This is a genomic window from Flavobacterium sp. HSC-61S13, from assembly GCF_024171535.1.
GTDB lineage: Bacteria > Bacteroidota > Bacteroidia > Flavobacteriales > Flavobacteriaceae > Flavobacterium.
In genome coordinates, this window is the sequence record NZ_JALJZV010000001.1 from 343,739 (window position 1) to 358,702 (window position 14,964).

16 protein-coding genes are annotated in these 14,964 nt (G+C 37.6%); 7 read left to right on the forward strand and 9 right to left on the reverse strand.

Features of this window, described 5'->3' with window-relative positions:
* Nucleotides 1–127: 127 nt before the first annotated feature.
* Both kdsA and L1275_RS01475 read right to left on the reverse strand, forming a co-directional pair.
* On the reverse strand, nucleotides 128–946 hold the full coding sequence (gene kdsA, locus L1275_RS01470) for a 3-deoxy-8-phosphooctulonate synthase (RefSeq protein ID WP_253468962.1): 819 nt from the start codon (nucleotides 944–946) through the stop codon (nucleotides 128–130).
* A gap of 41 nt (nucleotides 947–987) precedes the next feature.
* A complete protein-coding gene (locus tag L1275_RS01475; RefSeq protein WP_253468964.1) occupies nucleotides 988–1,476 on the reverse strand; it encodes a DUF4199 domain-containing protein in 489 nt (162 codons plus the stop codon).
* Nucleotides 1,477–1,640: 164 nt separating this feature from the next.
* Between L1275_RS01475 and L1275_RS01480 the strand changes: the two genes are divergently transcribed.
* The 7 genes from L1275_RS01480 to L1275_RS01510 all read left to right on the forward strand — a co-directional run bounded on the left by L1275_RS01480 (nucleotide 1,641) and on the right by L1275_RS01510 (nucleotide 9,440).
* Nucleotides 1,641–2,129: a histidine phosphatase family protein gene (locus L1275_RS01480; RefSeq protein WP_253468966.1), complete on the forward strand. Its 489-nt coding sequence runs from the start codon at nucleotides 1,641–1,643 to the stop codon at nucleotides 2,127–2,129.
* Nucleotides 2,126–4,219: a polyphosphate kinase 1 gene (ppk1, locus tag L1275_RS01485; protein ID WP_253468968.1), complete on the forward strand. Its 2,094-nt coding sequence runs from the start codon at nucleotides 2,126–2,128 to the stop codon at nucleotides 4,217–4,219. Before L1275_RS01480 ends, ppk1 begins: the two co-directional genes overlap by 4 nt.
* Before the next feature lie 4 nt (nucleotides 4,220–4,223).
* Nucleotides 4,224–5,135, forward strand: coding sequence for a Ppx/GppA phosphatase family protein (locus tag L1275_RS01490; protein WP_253468970.1), 912 nt, complete (start codon nucleotides 4,224–4,226; stop codon nucleotides 5,133–5,135).
* A 315-nt stretch (nucleotides 5,136–5,450) separates the two neighbouring features.
* Nucleotides 5,451–6,449, forward strand: coding sequence for a polysaccharide deacetylase family protein (locus L1275_RS01495; protein WP_253468972.1), 999 nt, complete (start codon nucleotides 5,451–5,453; stop codon nucleotides 6,447–6,449).
* A complete protein-coding gene (locus L1275_RS01500) occupies nucleotides 6,446–7,558 on the forward strand; it encodes a GNAT family N-acetyltransferase (RefSeq protein ID WP_253468974.1) in 1,113 nt (370 codons plus the stop codon). Before L1275_RS01495 ends, L1275_RS01500 begins: the two co-directional genes overlap by 4 nt.
* Before the next feature lie 109 nt (nucleotides 7,559–7,667).
* On the forward strand, nucleotides 7,668–8,432 hold the full coding sequence (locus tag L1275_RS01505) for a TIGR02757 family protein (protein WP_253469303.1): 765 nt from the start codon (nucleotides 7,668–7,670) through the stop codon (nucleotides 8,430–8,432).
* Between the two features lie 354 nt (nucleotides 8,433–8,786).
* Entirely contained in the window at nucleotides 8,787–9,440 is a 654-nt protein-coding gene (locus tag L1275_RS01510; protein ID WP_253468976.1) for a hypothetical protein, read from the forward strand.
* Between the two features lie 61 nt (nucleotides 9,441–9,501).
* Here the strand turns inward: L1275_RS01510 and L1275_RS01515 are convergent, their stop codons facing one another.
* Genes L1275_RS01515 through L1275_RS01545 form a run of 7 tightly spaced genes read right to left on the reverse strand, consistent with a single transcriptional unit; the run spans nucleotide 9,502 to nucleotide 14,915 of the window.
* Nucleotides 9,502–10,023, reverse strand: coding sequence for a 4'-phosphopantetheinyl transferase superfamily protein (locus L1275_RS01515; protein ID WP_253468978.1), 522 nt, complete (start codon nucleotides 10,021–10,023; stop codon nucleotides 9,502–9,504).
* On the reverse strand, nucleotides 10,020–10,274 hold the full coding sequence (locus L1275_RS01520; RefSeq protein WP_253468980.1) for an acyl carrier protein: 255 nt from the start codon (nucleotides 10,272–10,274) through the stop codon (nucleotides 10,020–10,022). Before L1275_RS01520 ends, L1275_RS01515 begins: the two co-directional genes overlap by 4 nt.
* 25 nt (nucleotides 10,275–10,299) lie before the next feature.
* The gene (locus L1275_RS01525; protein ID WP_253468982.1) at nucleotides 10,300–11,577 is read right to left on the reverse strand and encodes a beta-ketoacyl synthase; all 1,278 of its coding nucleotides are present in this window, start codon (nucleotides 11,575–11,577) and stop codon (nucleotides 10,300–10,302) included.
* A complete protein-coding gene (locus L1275_RS01530) occupies nucleotides 11,574–12,011 on the reverse strand; it encodes a 3-hydroxyacyl-ACP dehydratase FabZ family protein (RefSeq protein WP_253468984.1) in 438 nt (145 codons plus the stop codon). Before L1275_RS01530 ends, L1275_RS01525 begins: the two co-directional genes overlap by 4 nt.
* A 17-nt stretch (nucleotides 12,012–12,028) precedes the next feature.
* A complete protein-coding gene (locus L1275_RS01535; RefSeq protein WP_253468991.1) occupies nucleotides 12,029–13,081 on the reverse strand; it encodes a type III polyketide synthase in 1,053 nt (350 codons plus the stop codon).
* On the reverse strand, nucleotides 13,078–13,791 hold the full coding sequence (locus tag L1275_RS01540) for a methyltransferase domain-containing protein (RefSeq protein ID WP_253468994.1): 714 nt from the start codon (nucleotides 13,789–13,791) through the stop codon (nucleotides 13,078–13,080). The genes L1275_RS01535 and L1275_RS01540 overlap by 4 nt, the downstream gene beginning before the upstream one ends.
* The gene (locus L1275_RS01545; protein WP_253468996.1) at nucleotides 13,788–14,915 is read right to left on the reverse strand and encodes an NAD(P)/FAD-dependent oxidoreductase; all 1,128 of its coding nucleotides are present in this window, start codon (nucleotides 14,913–14,915) and stop codon (nucleotides 13,788–13,790) included. Before L1275_RS01545 ends, L1275_RS01540 begins: the two co-directional genes overlap by 4 nt.
* Nucleotides 14,916–14,964: the final 49 nt, after the last annotated feature.

Genomic DNA, 14,964 nt, shown 5'->3' on the forward strand with positions numbered 1-14,964 from the left:
AACGGTGCAAATATAAGGCAGTTTTTCGATTCTACAAGGGTTACAGAGATTTTTTTTAAAAATAATTAACAGCAAATGCTTAACTGTTTGAGTATTAAAATTGTAAGAAAAATCTTTTTTTAGCTTTTTAGAATTGAATGATCGTTTGACGAATAGCTACCAATTTTTTCATCAGATCTTCGAAATAATCTAGGTGAAGCATGTTGGCACCATCGCTTTTTGCGTGTGCAGGATCAAAGTGCGTTTCGATAAAAATTCCATCGACTCCAACGGCAATTCCCGCTTTGGCAACCGTTTCAATTAAATCGGGTCTTCCTCCGGTAACTCCAGAAGATTGATTGGGTTGTTGTAGGGAATGTGTAATGTCTAATACGGTTGTTGCATATTGTTGCATGGTTGGTATGCCACGATAATCCACAATCATGTCTTGGTAGCCAAACATGGTTCCACGGTCGGTAATCATCACGTTTTCGTTGGCGCAATCCAATACTTTTTGCACGGCGTGTTTCATGCTTTCCGGACTCATGAATTGACCTTTTTTTAGATTGATGGTCTTTCCGGTTTTGGCCGCTGCAACAACTAAATCGGTTTGACGTACCAAAAAGGCCGGAATCTGTAAAATATCTACATATTCCGCGGCCATAGCAGCATCGGAATTCTCGTGTATATCCGTTACTGTAGGTACATTAAATGCTTGACCGACCTTTTGAATGATCTTAAGGGCTTTTTCGTCACCAATTCCAGTAAAACTATCTATTCTCGAACGGTTGGCTTTTTTGAATGAACCTTTAAATACAAAAGGAATCTTTAAGTCGTCGGTAATTCGAACCAAACGCTCGGCAATTTTAAAGGCCATTTCTTCGCTTTCGATGGCACATGGACCGGCGAGTAAAAAGAAATTTCCACTGTCTGTATTCTTTATTAAGGGGATGTTATTGATATCCATTATTTGAGTATTTTGTACTATCAAAGATAGTGAATTTTCAATTATTTTTTGACGTTTTTCGTTTGAATAAAATAAGCAACTGCAGCCGAGGTGACAACTCCTAATGAAAGGTTGTTGTATGCGCCTTGTCTCAAATAATTATCAAATGAAAAATAAGTAGTTGCGGTTTCTATATTCATGCTGCCTTTGGCCACAATCACAGCGGCTAACTTACTAAAGAATTCCGGCGAGATCTGCGTATAAGTAATATATTGAACCAAGGGAAAGAAAATCGTAATCATCAAGGTTAACACCATACCCGAAAAGAACGCTTGTTTCCATGTGATTAGGGAGTTAAAAAAGTGTTTTTTCTTCTCTTTTAAGGCAAGTATATACACCGCGATTAGGATGATAGAAAACAAATTGGTAAACAAAATCTGAATCCCGATTTTCTCGTCGTGATATCCTAGGGTTTTTTCTAAATACATCCAGGCTATCGCTAAAACAGTACTGATCGCAGCCCATTTGAATTCAATAGAATAGTTTTTCATGCTCAGGTTTTTAATAAAAAATCAAAATTAAACTAATTATCTCGTTATAAAAAAATAAAGTTCTAATGTATTTTTCAACTAAAATTGATTATATTTAAAGGAATAAAAAAAGAAATTACCTACGAGATTGTCATTATAATAGTAGAAAACTTAAAATTATACCGATGATGAAATTAATTTTAATAAGACATGCCAAATCCAGTTGGAATACTCCAGTTCAGGATCATGATAGGCCGTTATCTAAGAAAGGGATTAATGACGCTCATATCGTTTCGGATAAACTAGCAGAAAACTTACCGAAAACCTCAATAATTTGGACCAGTACAGCAAAAAGAGCGCGAGAAACTGCGGTTATTTTTGCGCAAAATTTTTTAATTCCCTTGGAGTCTCTGATTCAAAAGCCCGAATTATATACTTTTGAACCAGCGGAATTAGAAAAAATCATAAAAAGTTGTGAAAATGCTCATTCCAATCTAATTCTTTTTGGACACAATGATGCTATAACGAAATTTGTTAATAAATTTGGTGACCTTTCGATTGAAAACGTCCCCACTAGTGGAGTGGTTGAAATTAATTTCGACACGGATCAATGGAGCAAAATCTCGAAAGGTAAAGTTGTGCAAACTATTTTCCCAAGAGATTTACAAGTATGAGTCCAAAACCTATTAAGTTTAGATATTTAGATCGCGAAAAAAGCTGGTTAGCTTTTAACGAAAGAGTATTACAAGAAGCAGGAGATCCCTCCGTGCCTTTATTAGATCGGCTTCGGTTTTTAGGAATTTTCTCAAATAATTTAGATGAGTTTTTCAGGGTTCGCTATGCAGCTGTACGTCGCTTTACCTTGTCGGGTAATGCGCATAAAAAGCTAGAAAGTGGTATTACCGCTCAAGATTTGATTGCGCAAATCACCAAGATTGTGATCAATCAGCAAACGGAGAGTTTGAGGATTCTTAAGGAAATCGAAGACAAACTTCAGCATCACGGCATATTCGTGTTGGATGAAACTCAAATCAATAAACAACAACAGAATTTTGTTAAGGAATTTTTCCTTCATCAGGTAAGTCCCGATTTGGTGACGATTATCTTAAATGATTTGGCAGAGTTTCCTTTGTTAAAAGATACATCAGGTTATTTGGCCGTTAAATTGGTGATGAAACAACCGTCGGAAATCAATCCTCTTAAAAAGGAAATTCGATATGCCATAGTTGAAATACCCAATACGATCAACCGCTTTGTCGAATTACCATCGCAAGACAATCAGAAGAATATTATATTATTAGACGATATCATTCGATTTAATCTCCATCATATTTTTAGTATTTTTAATTATGAGAGTATTTCGGCTCACATGATTAAGATCACTAGGGATGCTGAGTTGGATTTTGATACCGATTTGCATAAATCCTTTGTTGAAAAGATCTGGACCAGTGTTCGCGATAGACGCGACGGGGAATTGGTGCGTTTTGTTTATGACCAATCGATGGACAATGACACTTTGGTATTTTTATTAGGGCGGGTTAAAATTGAAGCGATCGATAGTATTATTCCTGGAGGACGTTATCACAATAGGAGGGATTATATGAATTTTCCAACCTTGGGACGAACGGATTTGATCTCGCAAAACGATGCTCCATTACCCGTTCCGGGTTTGAGTTTTGAAGGTAGTGTGATCGATGAAATTCAACGTCGCGATTTTATGATACACACTCCGTATCAGTCCTTTTCGTATATCGTCAGATTTTTGCGTGAGGCGGCATTAGACCCGAGAGTGCTGTCGATTAAAATCACCTTATACCGACTGGCTAAAAATTCTCAAGTGATTAGCTCGCTGATCAATGCTGCTAAAAATGGTAAAAAAGTCATTGTGCAAATCGAATTGCAAGCTCGTTTTGACGAGGTTAGTAATATTTACTATGCGGAATTGATGCAAACCGAGGGAATCGAGCTGATTTTTGGAGTTCGTGGTCTTAAGGTACACAGTAAGATTTGTGTCATAGAACGTATGGAAAACAAAAAGGTTAAGCGTTATGGATTTATATCAACCGGAAACTTTAATGAAAGTACGGCCAAGATTTATACCGATGTTACCTTATTGACCAGTCATTCCCAAATATTAAAAGACGTATCCAAGATTTTTGACTTTCTACAGGTCAGTTATCGCGTACATAAATACAAGCATTTGTTGGTATCGCCTCATTATACGCGTTCCAAATTTTATAAATTGATCGAACGAGAAACCAAAAATGCCCAACTGGGTAAGGAGGCTTATATTAAGTTGAAGATGAACAGTTTGTCGGATATTAAAATGATTGACCGATTGTATGAAGCCAGTAATGCAGGAGTTAAGATTCAATTGATTGTGCGAGGTATTTGTTGTTTGATTCCCGGTGTTCCTGGAATGAGTGATAATATCGAAGCTATAAGTATAGTCGATAAATACTTAGAACATTCAAGAGTGTATATTTTCGGAAACGAAGGCAATCCGGATATTTATATTTCTTCAGCAGATTTTATGACGCGAAATTTAGATGATCGCGTCGAAGTTTCCTGTCCTATTTACGACAACAATATTAAAAAAGAATTGTTAGATACCTTCGCCATAGGATGGAAGGGCAATATAAAAGCGCGTATACATTCGGAAGATCTATCCAATGAATACCGCCACGAAGGAGAATCTGCCTTTCAAGCGCAAACGCAAACCTACAGATATTTTAGAGACCAATTAGATGTAAATTTAGACTAGTGCTATGTTAAAAATAAAGAGATACGCAGCCATTGATATTGGTTCTAATGCCATGCGCTTATTGATTATGAATATTATTGAAGAAGAAGGTAAACCCACTATCTTTAGTAAGAGTTCGTTAATTCGTGTTCCGATTCGTTTGGGACAAGATGCCTTTACGGTAGGCGAGATATCGGAAGAGAATATTTCGCGTATGCTCGATGCTATGAAAGCCTTTAAGTTGTTGATGCGCGTATATAAAGTCGAGCGATTTATGGCCTGCGCTACGTCGGCCATGCGGGAAGCTTATAACAGCCAGGATATCGTCGATTTGATTTTGGAAGAAACCGGAATTAAAATTGCCGTGATCGATGGTAAAAAAGAGGCGAGTATTATCGCTTCGTCGGATTTAAAACAATATATCACTTCTGATAAAACGGTCTTGTATGTTGATGTGGGCGGTGGAAGTACTGAATTCACCTTGTTTACCAACGGAAAAGCTTCTGTATCTAAGTCGTTTAAAAATGGTACCGTGCGTTTAATCAATAATATGGTGACGGATTCCGTTTGGAGTGAAATAGAAAAATGGTTAAAAATTCAGACCGAACAACACAAGGATATCTTGCTTATTGGTTCTGGTGGAAACATCAATAAAATTTTTAAAATGTCGCGTAAGGCACAAGACAAGCCTTTGGGATATCTTTATTTGATGACGCAACTAAATCTGCTAAAATCACTGACTTACGAGCAACGAATAGCTACTTTGGGATTAAATCCCGATCGTGCTGATGTGATCATACCAGCTTTAAAGATTTATGTCAATGCGATGAAGTGGAGTGGTGCTAAACAAATTTTTGTTCCCAAAATAGGGCTTTCGGATGGTGTAGTTAAAGCGATTTACTACAACAGCATTCCTCTGGATTATCAGGATCTTTAAATGAACAACTAAGAGCACCGCTGTATTCGATACACTTGGAGTAGCTATTCTCTTGAAAGTATTGTTATACATGGAGTTGTGGGAGTTTGGGGCGCGTTCTAACCATTAAATTTAGAGACAAATTTTTAAAAGTTTGGATCTAAATTTAGTGGTTATGCGATCGTTTAACTGTTTTTATCAAAATGCTAAAAGGTCTATTTTGTTTTTTTTGATGTTTTGATGTGTTTATTTGTGTTTTTGTTTGTTTTTATAGCTAGTTAATGTTTATTATTGTGTAATGTACAATCTTTGAGTTCGGAGATTTATTTTTATACAATGGGACTAGTTAAAAATGTTTTATATGCCGCTTCACATAAAAAATTCTTAAAACTTTTTAAGAGCCAAATTATCCTTCCTTATTATCACATCGTAAAGGATAATCCTGTGGCACATATAGAAAACTTATATAAGTATAAGACCTGCCAGCAATTTGAAACGGATATAGACCTTTTATTAGCACATTATAAACCGGTAGATCCTAAAGATTTAATAAGCGGTCAAACCCTTTTATCCAATTCTTTTTTACTGACTTTTGACGACGGTTTACAGGAGGTTTACACGCATATTTATCCGATTCTCAAGAAGAAAAATATCAAGGCTATTTTCTTTATTAATCCTGATTTTATAGACAATAAGGTGGGATTGTACAAACATTATATTAGTTTTATCCTTTCTCACTTAGATAGCTTATCCTTTGAGAATACAATTTTAGAGAAAATCGGTAACGTATTTGGTTTTTCCTTTTATAGTATTGAAGATTTCAAAAAAAAAATTTTAAATATTGATTTTTCCGATAGAAATAAAGTCCATAAGGTCTTTGAACTTTTAGGTTTGGATGTTAAGCAGTATCTTGATCGGCATCAACCGTATCTTACTTGCGTACAAATAGAAGAAATGATGGCGGATGGTTTTTATTTTGGAGGGCATACGATGTCGCATGCGACGCTAAATCGACTGAGTCATCACGAGCAGAAAGGCGAGATTATCGAATCTGTAGATTGGATAAAGAAACGTTTTCAAGTTGATTATAGTTTATTTGCTTTTCCCTATTCGGATAAATCTATATCAAATCAATTGATTAGAGAGTTATTTGAATACGATAGCAACATCAAGCTTTTTGGAAACTCCGGTATAAAAAGTGATGTGGATCATAGAATCTTTCAGCGTTTTTCTTTGGAAAACCCTGCAAGGGAGACGGGTAAACAAATTGTCACAGAAAATTTATATAAATACTACAATAAAATAGTCGGCAAGTATCATATCAAAAGAGCATGATAGAAATTAAGAAAATACATAAAAGGGATATTCCTGAACTCCTAGATAATGAGGACTTTTGGAATCATTCGTTTTTGGCTACAAGCAAACACAGGCTGTTGGCACATTTTAAAAATCCGCATTTAGAGGATGGAGATCTGGTATTGTTATTGGCTTATAAACAAGGCGAGCTACTTGGATATATGGGCTTATTTATCGATCAGATAACGATCAATAATAAAATAGAAAAAATCGGATGGCTTTCTACCTGGTGGGTTGATCCCAAAACAAAAGGAACGGGAATTGGTCGGGATTTACTCAATACGATGTACGCAGAAAATCATGGAAAAATAGGCATTTCTCAATTTACTCCAAGTGCTAAACGCGTTTATGATAAATCGGGTTATTTTACCACCTTAAAAACCAATAGGGGAATAAAGGCGGTATTGCGTAGTAACCTCAGTTTTGTGATGCCCCAGCTGTTGCCAGAAAGTAGTAAGCTAGCGGGTCTCTTGAACAACGCCGATCACTTTTTGAATTTCTTTATCAATATAAAACTGTGGATTCAAAGTAGTTCAATCACCAATCGATTAAAAGACATCGAGTTAACATACTTAAATTCGCTTGATCAAGAAACCTTATTACTGATTAAACAATATAATACTAAGGATTTATCCGATAAAGGCAGCGCTTTTTTTGAATGGCTCAAAGCGTATAATTGGGTACAAAAGGCCCCTTTATTAGCGCTGACCAATCATCGTAAATATGCCTTTTCGATTTACGATAAAGCGTTTGAATTTTCGCTTATAAAAGTCAATAAGAATAACCGTTGTATCGGTTTTATAGTTTTGCAGAAGAGAAATTACGTGACCAAAGTATTGTTTACTTATTACGATGCAAACTTACACAGTAAGGAGATCGCCGACATCATCAAACTACAAGCAGTCAAACAAAATACACGAGAAATCATTTGTTATGATGATGCCCTATGCGCAAATTTCAACAAATCGAATTTGTTTTTGTATAAAACCACAAAAGTGAAACATTCGATTATATCGAAGGCATTTGATAAAATTGATTTTGCAGATATTAAAATGCACTTTGGCGATGGCGATTGTTCCTTTGCTTGATTTTTTTGCGAGCTATTCTAATGTACTCCTAAGGACGTTTCTCTTATATTAGTTTCAAACTACTTATCTTTGTATTCTAATATGTTAGAACGTTTATTACATCATGGTCATACCTGAAAATGAGTTAAAGGATTTTTTGGACTCCAAAGTTTTACAATACAATACGCTAGATTTTATCGAACCCGATCCGATTAGCGTACCACATCGATATACTTTAAAAGAAGATATTGAGATTGCGGGGTTTTTAGCCTCAACTATAGCCTGGGGAAATCGTAAGATGATTACTAAAAACGGCCATCGGATGATGGATTTGTTGGGTAACTCCCCTTATGATTTTGTAATGGAGCATCGCGAAGATCAATTGCAACAGTTGGAAGGTTTTGTACATAGGACTTTCAATGCTACGGACTTTGCTTATTTTATAAAAGCCTTAAAACACATCTACACCGTACACGGTGGATTAGAACGTGTCTTTACAACCTACCAAACCGAGGACTCTCTACAACCCGCTATCGAACATTTTCATGAGCTGTTTTTTGAAATACCTCATCAATTGAGAACGCGAAAACACGTAGCAAATCCTGCTAAAGGTTCGGTTGCAAAGCGGATTAATATGTGCTTACGTTGGTTTGTTAGAAACGACAATAACGGTGTTGATTTGGGAATTTGGAAAGATATAAACCCTTCAAAGTTATCTTGTCCCTTGGATGTACATTCTGGTAATGTCGCTCGGAAATTGGGACTGCTAACGCGAAAACAAAACGATGGGAAAGCTTTACTAGAGTTGGATAGCAGTCTGAGGATTTTGGATAAAAATGATCCCGTGAAATACGATTTTGCCCTCTTCGGATTGGGAATATTTGAAGGTTTTTAAGAATAATTTCGTGATTCGTGATTCGTCGTGATTCGATTTTCGACTCCCGACTTTCGACTCCCGACTTTCGACTTTCGACTCCCGATTTTCGACTCCCGAAAAATATAGCTTTATATTGTGTTTTCAGGAAGAATTGGAGGCTTCTTAACAAAGTCAAATGCTATAATTTTGCATAGGTATTAGTAAGTTAAACTCATAACAATAAATTTTAATCCATTTTTATTGAGAACCGTGGAAATGAAATTTAGATAGCTAAGAAATAAAAGGATTTTTTTTGTGGATATCTTTAAGATTAAAAGAAGTTTATAGTGAGCACTAATTTACTTGTAGTTTAATGAATAGTAGATGAAATAAATGGATGTAAACGATTTAATACTAGAGTTTCAACCTATTGTTTCTTTAACCTTAGTTAGGCAGCAAAATTTTGTAAAGAAAATAGGAGCAACGATGCGTGAAGAGAGTAAGATGCGTTTTAGTAAGGAGAAACCGCGTGGTTTTGGTCATTTTTTGGAAATGTCTCCCGAGATATCGGTATATGTTTTAGATGTAGAAACCGATGAGACTATTCGGCTAATAAGTGTACCTTCTCAGCAAGAATTTTGGGTTATTAACTATCAGATTCAATGTGATATCACCGAGCAGGATATAAGCCAGGTGAACGCAGATCATTTTGAACATGTCTTTACGATAATCGATAGTCAGCATAAGGGTAATTTGATATGTGAAAAAGGATTGAGAATGTTTTCATTGCGATTGTTCGTTAGTAAACCTTATTTTGAAAACCCAGATTTGAGAATTGATTTAAAAAAGATATTTCGAGAGGATCATTTCTACAGAGGAGTTATGGATGATAAAAGCCTATCTATAGTAAAGGAACTGATGCAAAGAAGTTATAATCAATTCAATTTTGATGCGGTATTCAAGCCGGTGGTATATAATTTAGTTGCTTTATTGGTGGAGCGTTTAACGAGTGCTGATCTTGATGATTTTGTTGTTTCTGGTAATTAATACTTGTTAATAGTTCGTTGTGTGGTTAAATGGAAATATTTCCTGTCTGTGAACGAGTTATTTATATCGAAATAGTATAGTGAGGTGTCAGAGCAACTGTTTTTTTATAGCGGCCGTGATGACTAATGGAAACGGCTTGCCGATCAAGTTGATTCGCATTGATCCGGTAGGGAATACCGTATTTATCTTTTAAAATGACTTGATTTTCGATTTCGCTTACTCGGTTAAAATCACTGATTGCTGTGACTGCAACACTGTGTATACACGAATCGGATAGTGTGGTTTGGGTATAATAGACCGTGCCTTCACAGTACACTTTTCCACAAGCCATTTCGCTGTTATGTAAATGTAGACTACATATTAGTTTTATGGGTATATACTGTCTTATTTTGGTTTGTCTGTGATGTATCTTATAAGCAGCTTCCTTCATACTCCACAGTAACCACAAGGTGATTTCTGAGTCTTTACTAGTTGCAATTAGCTGTTGTTCGTGTAGGGTAAAAAGCTTTTCGCGTAAACCTTTGCGTTGCCAGTTGCTTTCCACACGACTCTGTCTGATATCGATTACATCATTGCCAATCATTTGGTTTCTAATTTAGTTTGAATGATTTCGACTGCGGTTTGTACGTCAAGCATACGCTCCATAGATTCATTATCGATGATGATGTCAAAGGCACTTTCAATATCTAATACGATATCGACTAGATTTGCCGAATTAATTTGTAAATCCTTGATAAAATCGGTTTTCTCTGTAAGGTTCTGATGTGCTTCGGACTGTTCGGTATAGGGTTTAACGATCACTTTTAGCTGTGCAATGAGTTCTTCTTTTGTCATGAGTACTTTTTTAGATTGTATTGTTTTATTTTACTTCGTCGTATTTTTTAAAAATAAGACACGCATTTACATCGCCAAAGCCAAAACTTGCTTTGGCTATGATATTCAAATTGATATTGGTCGTCTGTAAAGGTATTTTAGACGGATGAATAAGCGAGGCTATTTCCGGATTCAAATCAGTGCAATTGGTATTTCCAAATAAAAAACCGTGATGAATCTGCAACACTGTTGCTACGCTTTCGATACTACCGGCGGCACTAAGGCAGTGACCTGTCATACTTTTTAAGGAATTGATATATGGAAAATCATCATGATGACGATTCAATGCCTTGGTCCAGTTTTCGATTTCCAAACTATCTTTGGACGTTGCAGTGAGATGGCCATTGATCGCGTCAACCGCTGAAGCTTCTATACCCGAATTTTTCAGGGCATCCGTTATACAGCGTTGAACTGCGATGCTGTTAGGTGCGGTCATACTGCCTGTTCCGCGTTGTCCACCAGAATTTACTTGTCCGCCCAATATTTCGGCATAGATTGTAGCACCGCGTTGTAGCGCGCTTTGGAGTTCTTCAATAACCAAGGCACCAGCGCCACTGCCGGGTACAAATCCCGAGGCTGTTGCGCTCATTGGACGAGAGCCTTGTTCTGGATCGTCGTTAGATTTTGAATTGCACACACGTAGCGCATCAAAGCCAGCCCAAATATAAGGACCGCTATCTGAAGTACTACCAGCCAATATGCGCTTGGCTTTGCCAGATCGGATGCGGTCATACGCCATTAGTATAGCCTCTGTTCCCGTAGCGCAGGCCGATGAATTCGTCGTTACTTGATTGCCAAGTCCGAGTTTTCCGCCCAGATAAGCACTTATACCGCTATTCATCGTTTGAGCCACAACGGTGCTGCCTAATCTACGGGTTTGTAAATCGTCTATTTTATAAATGCTTTCTCGAAATTTATCAATACCCGAAGTACCCGCTCCAAAAATTGTACCGCTGTCATAGTCGGGTTCTTCGGTGACTTCGCCGTGTAGTCCCGCATTTTCCCAAGCTTCTATACCTGCTATCACCCCATATAAGATGCCCGTGCTGTTGAAAGCCCGAAGTTCAAGCTCGGTAAAATACTGCGATTTTAGGTCAGCTGTAATTTGAGGTTGACCGGCTATTTGACAAGAAAATTGCAATTGTTGTAATTGTTCCTGATGGCGGATACCCGAAAGTCCCTTTTTGAGGGCCTGAGTAAAGTCCTTAATTCCAATCCCATTTGGGGCGACTACCCCCAAACCCGTGACAACTACGCGATTCATAGCCTAGCAGTAATCATACCGGACAATATGCCTTTGCAGACTTCCTGCCCAGCTTCATTTTTCATAACTACAGTACACTTGAGTTTTCCAAATCGAAAAAATGTCTTTTCAGAGCTCACCGTTACTTTTTCGTTGGGGTATACCGGTTTTAAAAACTGCACATCTGCAGATGTAAATGCGATCACCGTATCCTTTTTTAAGTCGTTATTTAGTAAGTAGATACCCAAACAAACCATACCAATTTGCGCCATGGTTTCCGTTAATATCACTCCTGGAGTAACCGGATTACCATTAAAATGGCCGCGGTAAAAGTCGAGGTTTTCATCATAGGTATAGGTACCTATGGTACCGTTTTCATCGGCATGTAGCAATTCATCTACAAATAAAAATGGTTTGCTATAAGGTAGTTGTGCAATAATATCGTTTAAGTTCATCGTTTTTTTTTTAGTGATTACCATTGTAATAAAACCCGTTGTGCAGAGAATCCAGGACCGAAGCTCAGCATCAATCCCTTTTCTCCAGGTTTGGGTTTGTTCTCCATAATTTGCTCCAATACATAAAGTACCGTAGCGCTAGACATATTGCCGTAGTTCATTAGGACTGCTTTCGTATGGTCGATATTTTTGCCCAAACCAGAGAATAACTCCTCAACAGTAGCTACGATTTTTTTGCCGCCGGGGTGAAATATCATATGGTCTATATCTTTGATTTCCAGTCCATTTTTCTGTAGGAAAGGATGGATGATCGCATCAAAATGGGATGCTATGGTGTTGGGGACCTCAATATCCAAGACCATCTGTAAACCGCTGTTGGTCAATTTAAAACCCATCATCTGTTCGGCATCATAAAAGTGATACATTTGCTCGTCGATAATTGCAGGTCCGTTGTCTTCCTGATTTGATGACAACAAGCAACAGGCTGCACCATCACCAAAGATAGCGGCACTGACTATATTGGGCATCGAAAAATCATCGAGCTGAAAGGTTGCAGTAGGGGCTTCTACGGCAATGACTGCAGCGCGTTTGCCCGGATTGGCCTTAAGAAAGTTTTTGGCATATAAAACACCCGATACTCCCGCGGCACAACCCATCTCAGTAACGGGCAATCGAACGATGTCCTGACGCAGTTTCATTTTGTTGATCAGATAAGCGTCTAGTGACGGAATCATGATGCCCGTACAACTCACGGCAATAATAAAGTCCAGGGATTGCGGGTCCCAAGCCGCTTTGTCAAGCGCTTTTCTCAGGACTTGTTCTCCTAAAATTATCGCTTCACGACAATAAATATTGTTTTTATCTTCAAAAGAGGTTGCTGTAAAAACTTCAACAGGATCCATGATCGAGTAGCGTCTATGTACGGCGGCACCCTCAAATATCTTTTTTACTTTTTTTATAAAGCGTTCGTCTTGTCCCTGTAACCAAGTATCCAGTAAAGGAAGTATCTCTGCTGTGCTGCGGGAATATGGTGGTAGTTGCTTGGCAACCGTAACTATTTTTACTTTCATATCTTAAAGATTAACCATTGGTAACGAAAAGCCCATTTCCACTTAATGTTGTATTTTTTTAACTGTGCTATTTCGGAGAAATTTTGCAATTCCCGTTTTTTAAACCCCCTTAATATAGAGGTCAGTCCATCTTCTCTCGACATGCGGTTTAAGCTAATAACAACAGCTATGATGGCAAATAGCCTATAGGCCAGTTTACTGCGTTGTAGATCATTGATTACAATACCCATACGGGCATTGGTCTTAAATATAGTGATTAAATCGATTACTTGCTCGTTGGTAAAATGATGTAAAGTCAATGTACACAAGACGATATCGTAAGTTGTTTTTTGAAATTCATCGCTAAAGATATCCATACAACGGTAGTCAATGTTGGGATAATCTGCGGATAATTTTTGTGCATATTGGATTGTAAAAGCATTGGCATCTAGGCCGGTTAGTTTTAGACTTAAATGATTTTTGTAGCCATAATCGGCGAGCATCCGCAACATATCGCCATTACCACAACCGATGTCGGTAATGTGAATGACTTCATGAGCAGTTGCTTGTTTGAGTAGTTGTTTAATACCGTCAAGAGTGAGTTTATTACCACCTAAGAGTTGATTGATTCTCGCAATTTTATCCAAAGCCTCGACTAGTTCTTCGCCTTCAAGCGAAAAATCGTCCATGATTTCGGTTTTTTCGGTTCGGTCTTTAGTGTTGATGCTCATGAACTGGATACGGGTTTACCGTGGGTTTGTTTGATGATCCAAGGCAATATGGATGGGATGGATACAGCTGCGTATAGTACGATTGCCGTAATGGTTTCGTACTGTAAAGTCGTAGCTAATAACCTGCCGATAAATAAACGTTTGGCGAAATGGTTTTTCCAATATTGGGTATATTTTTTTTCTAAATCGATGCGGGATCTTGTTTTACTTGTATAGTATTCCACGACGAGTTCTGAAGCGATTTTAGCACTGTGAATGGCCATAGCCATCCCGTTGCCACAAAGCGGGTGAATTAGTCCGGCGGTATCGCCAATCATCAGTATATGGTTTTCTATGGTGGATTTTTGATCAAAGGAAATTTGACCTATCGTCAGTGGTTTCTCAAAAAGAAGGCTACTGTTTTCAAAAACTTTCTTTAAGTATTTGTTTTTATAGAGTACTTCTTGTTGATAATCAGCAATGTTTTTATACTTCTTAAACGTTTTATAATCGGCGAGATAACAGATGTTGATGCTGTTGTTTTCGACTTTAGATATACCGCAATAACCGCCTTTAAAGTTGTGTAAACCCACCATATCGTTGGGGAAATCGCCAGAATAATGCGCTTTTACCGCTAGCCATGTTGAGGGCTTGCGCATAAAATCGCGGGTTAAAACCTGATCGATATTAGAGCGTTTGCCATAGGCACCTAATAGTATATTGGCTGTTAATGTTTGCTTGTTGGTCGTAACTTGAAATACATCATCGATAAAGGCGATGTCGGTAACGGTTTCCATTAGTATAGTACAGCTGTTTTTTACGGCTTTTTGGTATAGAAAGTCGTCCAATGTATAACGACTGATTCCAAAACCTCCTAGTGGTAGTGTTGTAGTAACGATCTTTCCACGACGGTTACTGAATTGCAGTTTTGTAATCTGCGTTGGATTCAATTGAAATACATCAACATCTAAGTCTTGGAGGTAGTTTAAAATTTCATTCGAAACATATTCGCCGCAAACCTTATGACGCGGATAAGCGGTTTTTTCGATCAAAGTCACGGCTAATCCCGCTTTGGATAAATGTATAGCGGCTACCAAACCGGCAAGTCCTCCACCAACAATAACTACCTCGGGATTTGTTTTCATATAGCAATTTAACTAAAAAAATATAATATTCTTAGTTCTCATTGCTTAT

Excerpts from the sequence above, each read along its gene's own strand:
- kdsA (WP_253468962.1), bottom strand. The coding sequence starts at position 946 with ATGGATATCAATAACATCCCCTTAATAAAGAATACAGACAGTGGAAAT.
- L1275_RS01475 (WP_253468964.1), bottom strand. The coding sequence starts at position 1,476 with ATGAAAAACTATTCTATTGAATTCAAATGGGCTGCGATCAGTACTGTT.
- L1275_RS01480 (WP_253468966.1), top strand. The coding sequence starts at position 1,641 with ATGATGAAATTAATTTTAATAAGACATGCCAAATCCAGTTGGAATACT.
- ppk1 (WP_253468968.1), top strand. The coding sequence starts at position 2,126 with ATGAGTCCAAAACCTATTAAGTTTAGATATTTAGATCGCGAAAAAAGC.
- L1275_RS01490 (WP_253468970.1), top strand. The coding sequence starts at position 4,224 with ATGTTAAAAATAAAGAGATACGCAGCCATTGATATTGGTTCTAATGCC.
- L1275_RS01495 (WP_253468972.1), top strand. The coding sequence starts at position 5,451 with ATGGGACTAGTTAAAAATGTTTTATATGCCGCTTCACATAAAAAATTC.
- L1275_RS01500 (WP_253468974.1), top strand. The coding sequence starts at position 6,446 with ATGATAGAAATTAAGAAAATACATAAAAGGGATATTCCTGAACTCCTA.
- L1275_RS01510 (WP_253468976.1), top strand. The coding sequence starts at position 8,787 with ATGGATGTAAACGATTTAATACTAGAGTTTCAACCTATTGTTTCTTTA.
- L1275_RS01515 (WP_253468978.1), bottom strand. The coding sequence starts at position 10,023 with ATGATTGGCAATGATGTAATCGATATCAGACAGAGTCGTGTGGAAAGC.
- L1275_RS01520 (WP_253468980.1), bottom strand. The coding sequence starts at position 10,274 with ATGACAAAAGAAGAACTCATTGCACAGCTAAAAGTGATCGTTAAACCC.
- L1275_RS01525 (WP_253468982.1), bottom strand. The coding sequence starts at position 11,577 with ATGAATCGCGTAGTTGTCACGGGTTTGGGGGTAGTCGCCCCAAATGGG.
- L1275_RS01530 (WP_253468984.1), bottom strand. The coding sequence starts at position 12,011 with ATGAACTTAAACGATATTATTGCACAACTACCTTATAGCAAACCATTT.
- L1275_RS01535 (WP_253468991.1), bottom strand. The coding sequence starts at position 13,081 with ATGAAAGTAAAAATAGTTACGGTTGCCAAGCAACTACCACCATATTCC.
- L1275_RS01540 (WP_253468994.1), bottom strand. The coding sequence starts at position 13,791 with ATGAGCATCAACACTAAAGACCGAACCGAAAAAACCGAAATCATGGAC.
- L1275_RS01545 (WP_253468996.1), bottom strand. The coding sequence starts at position 14,915 with ATGAAAACAAATCCCGAGGTAGTTATTGTTGGTGGAGGACTTGCCGGT.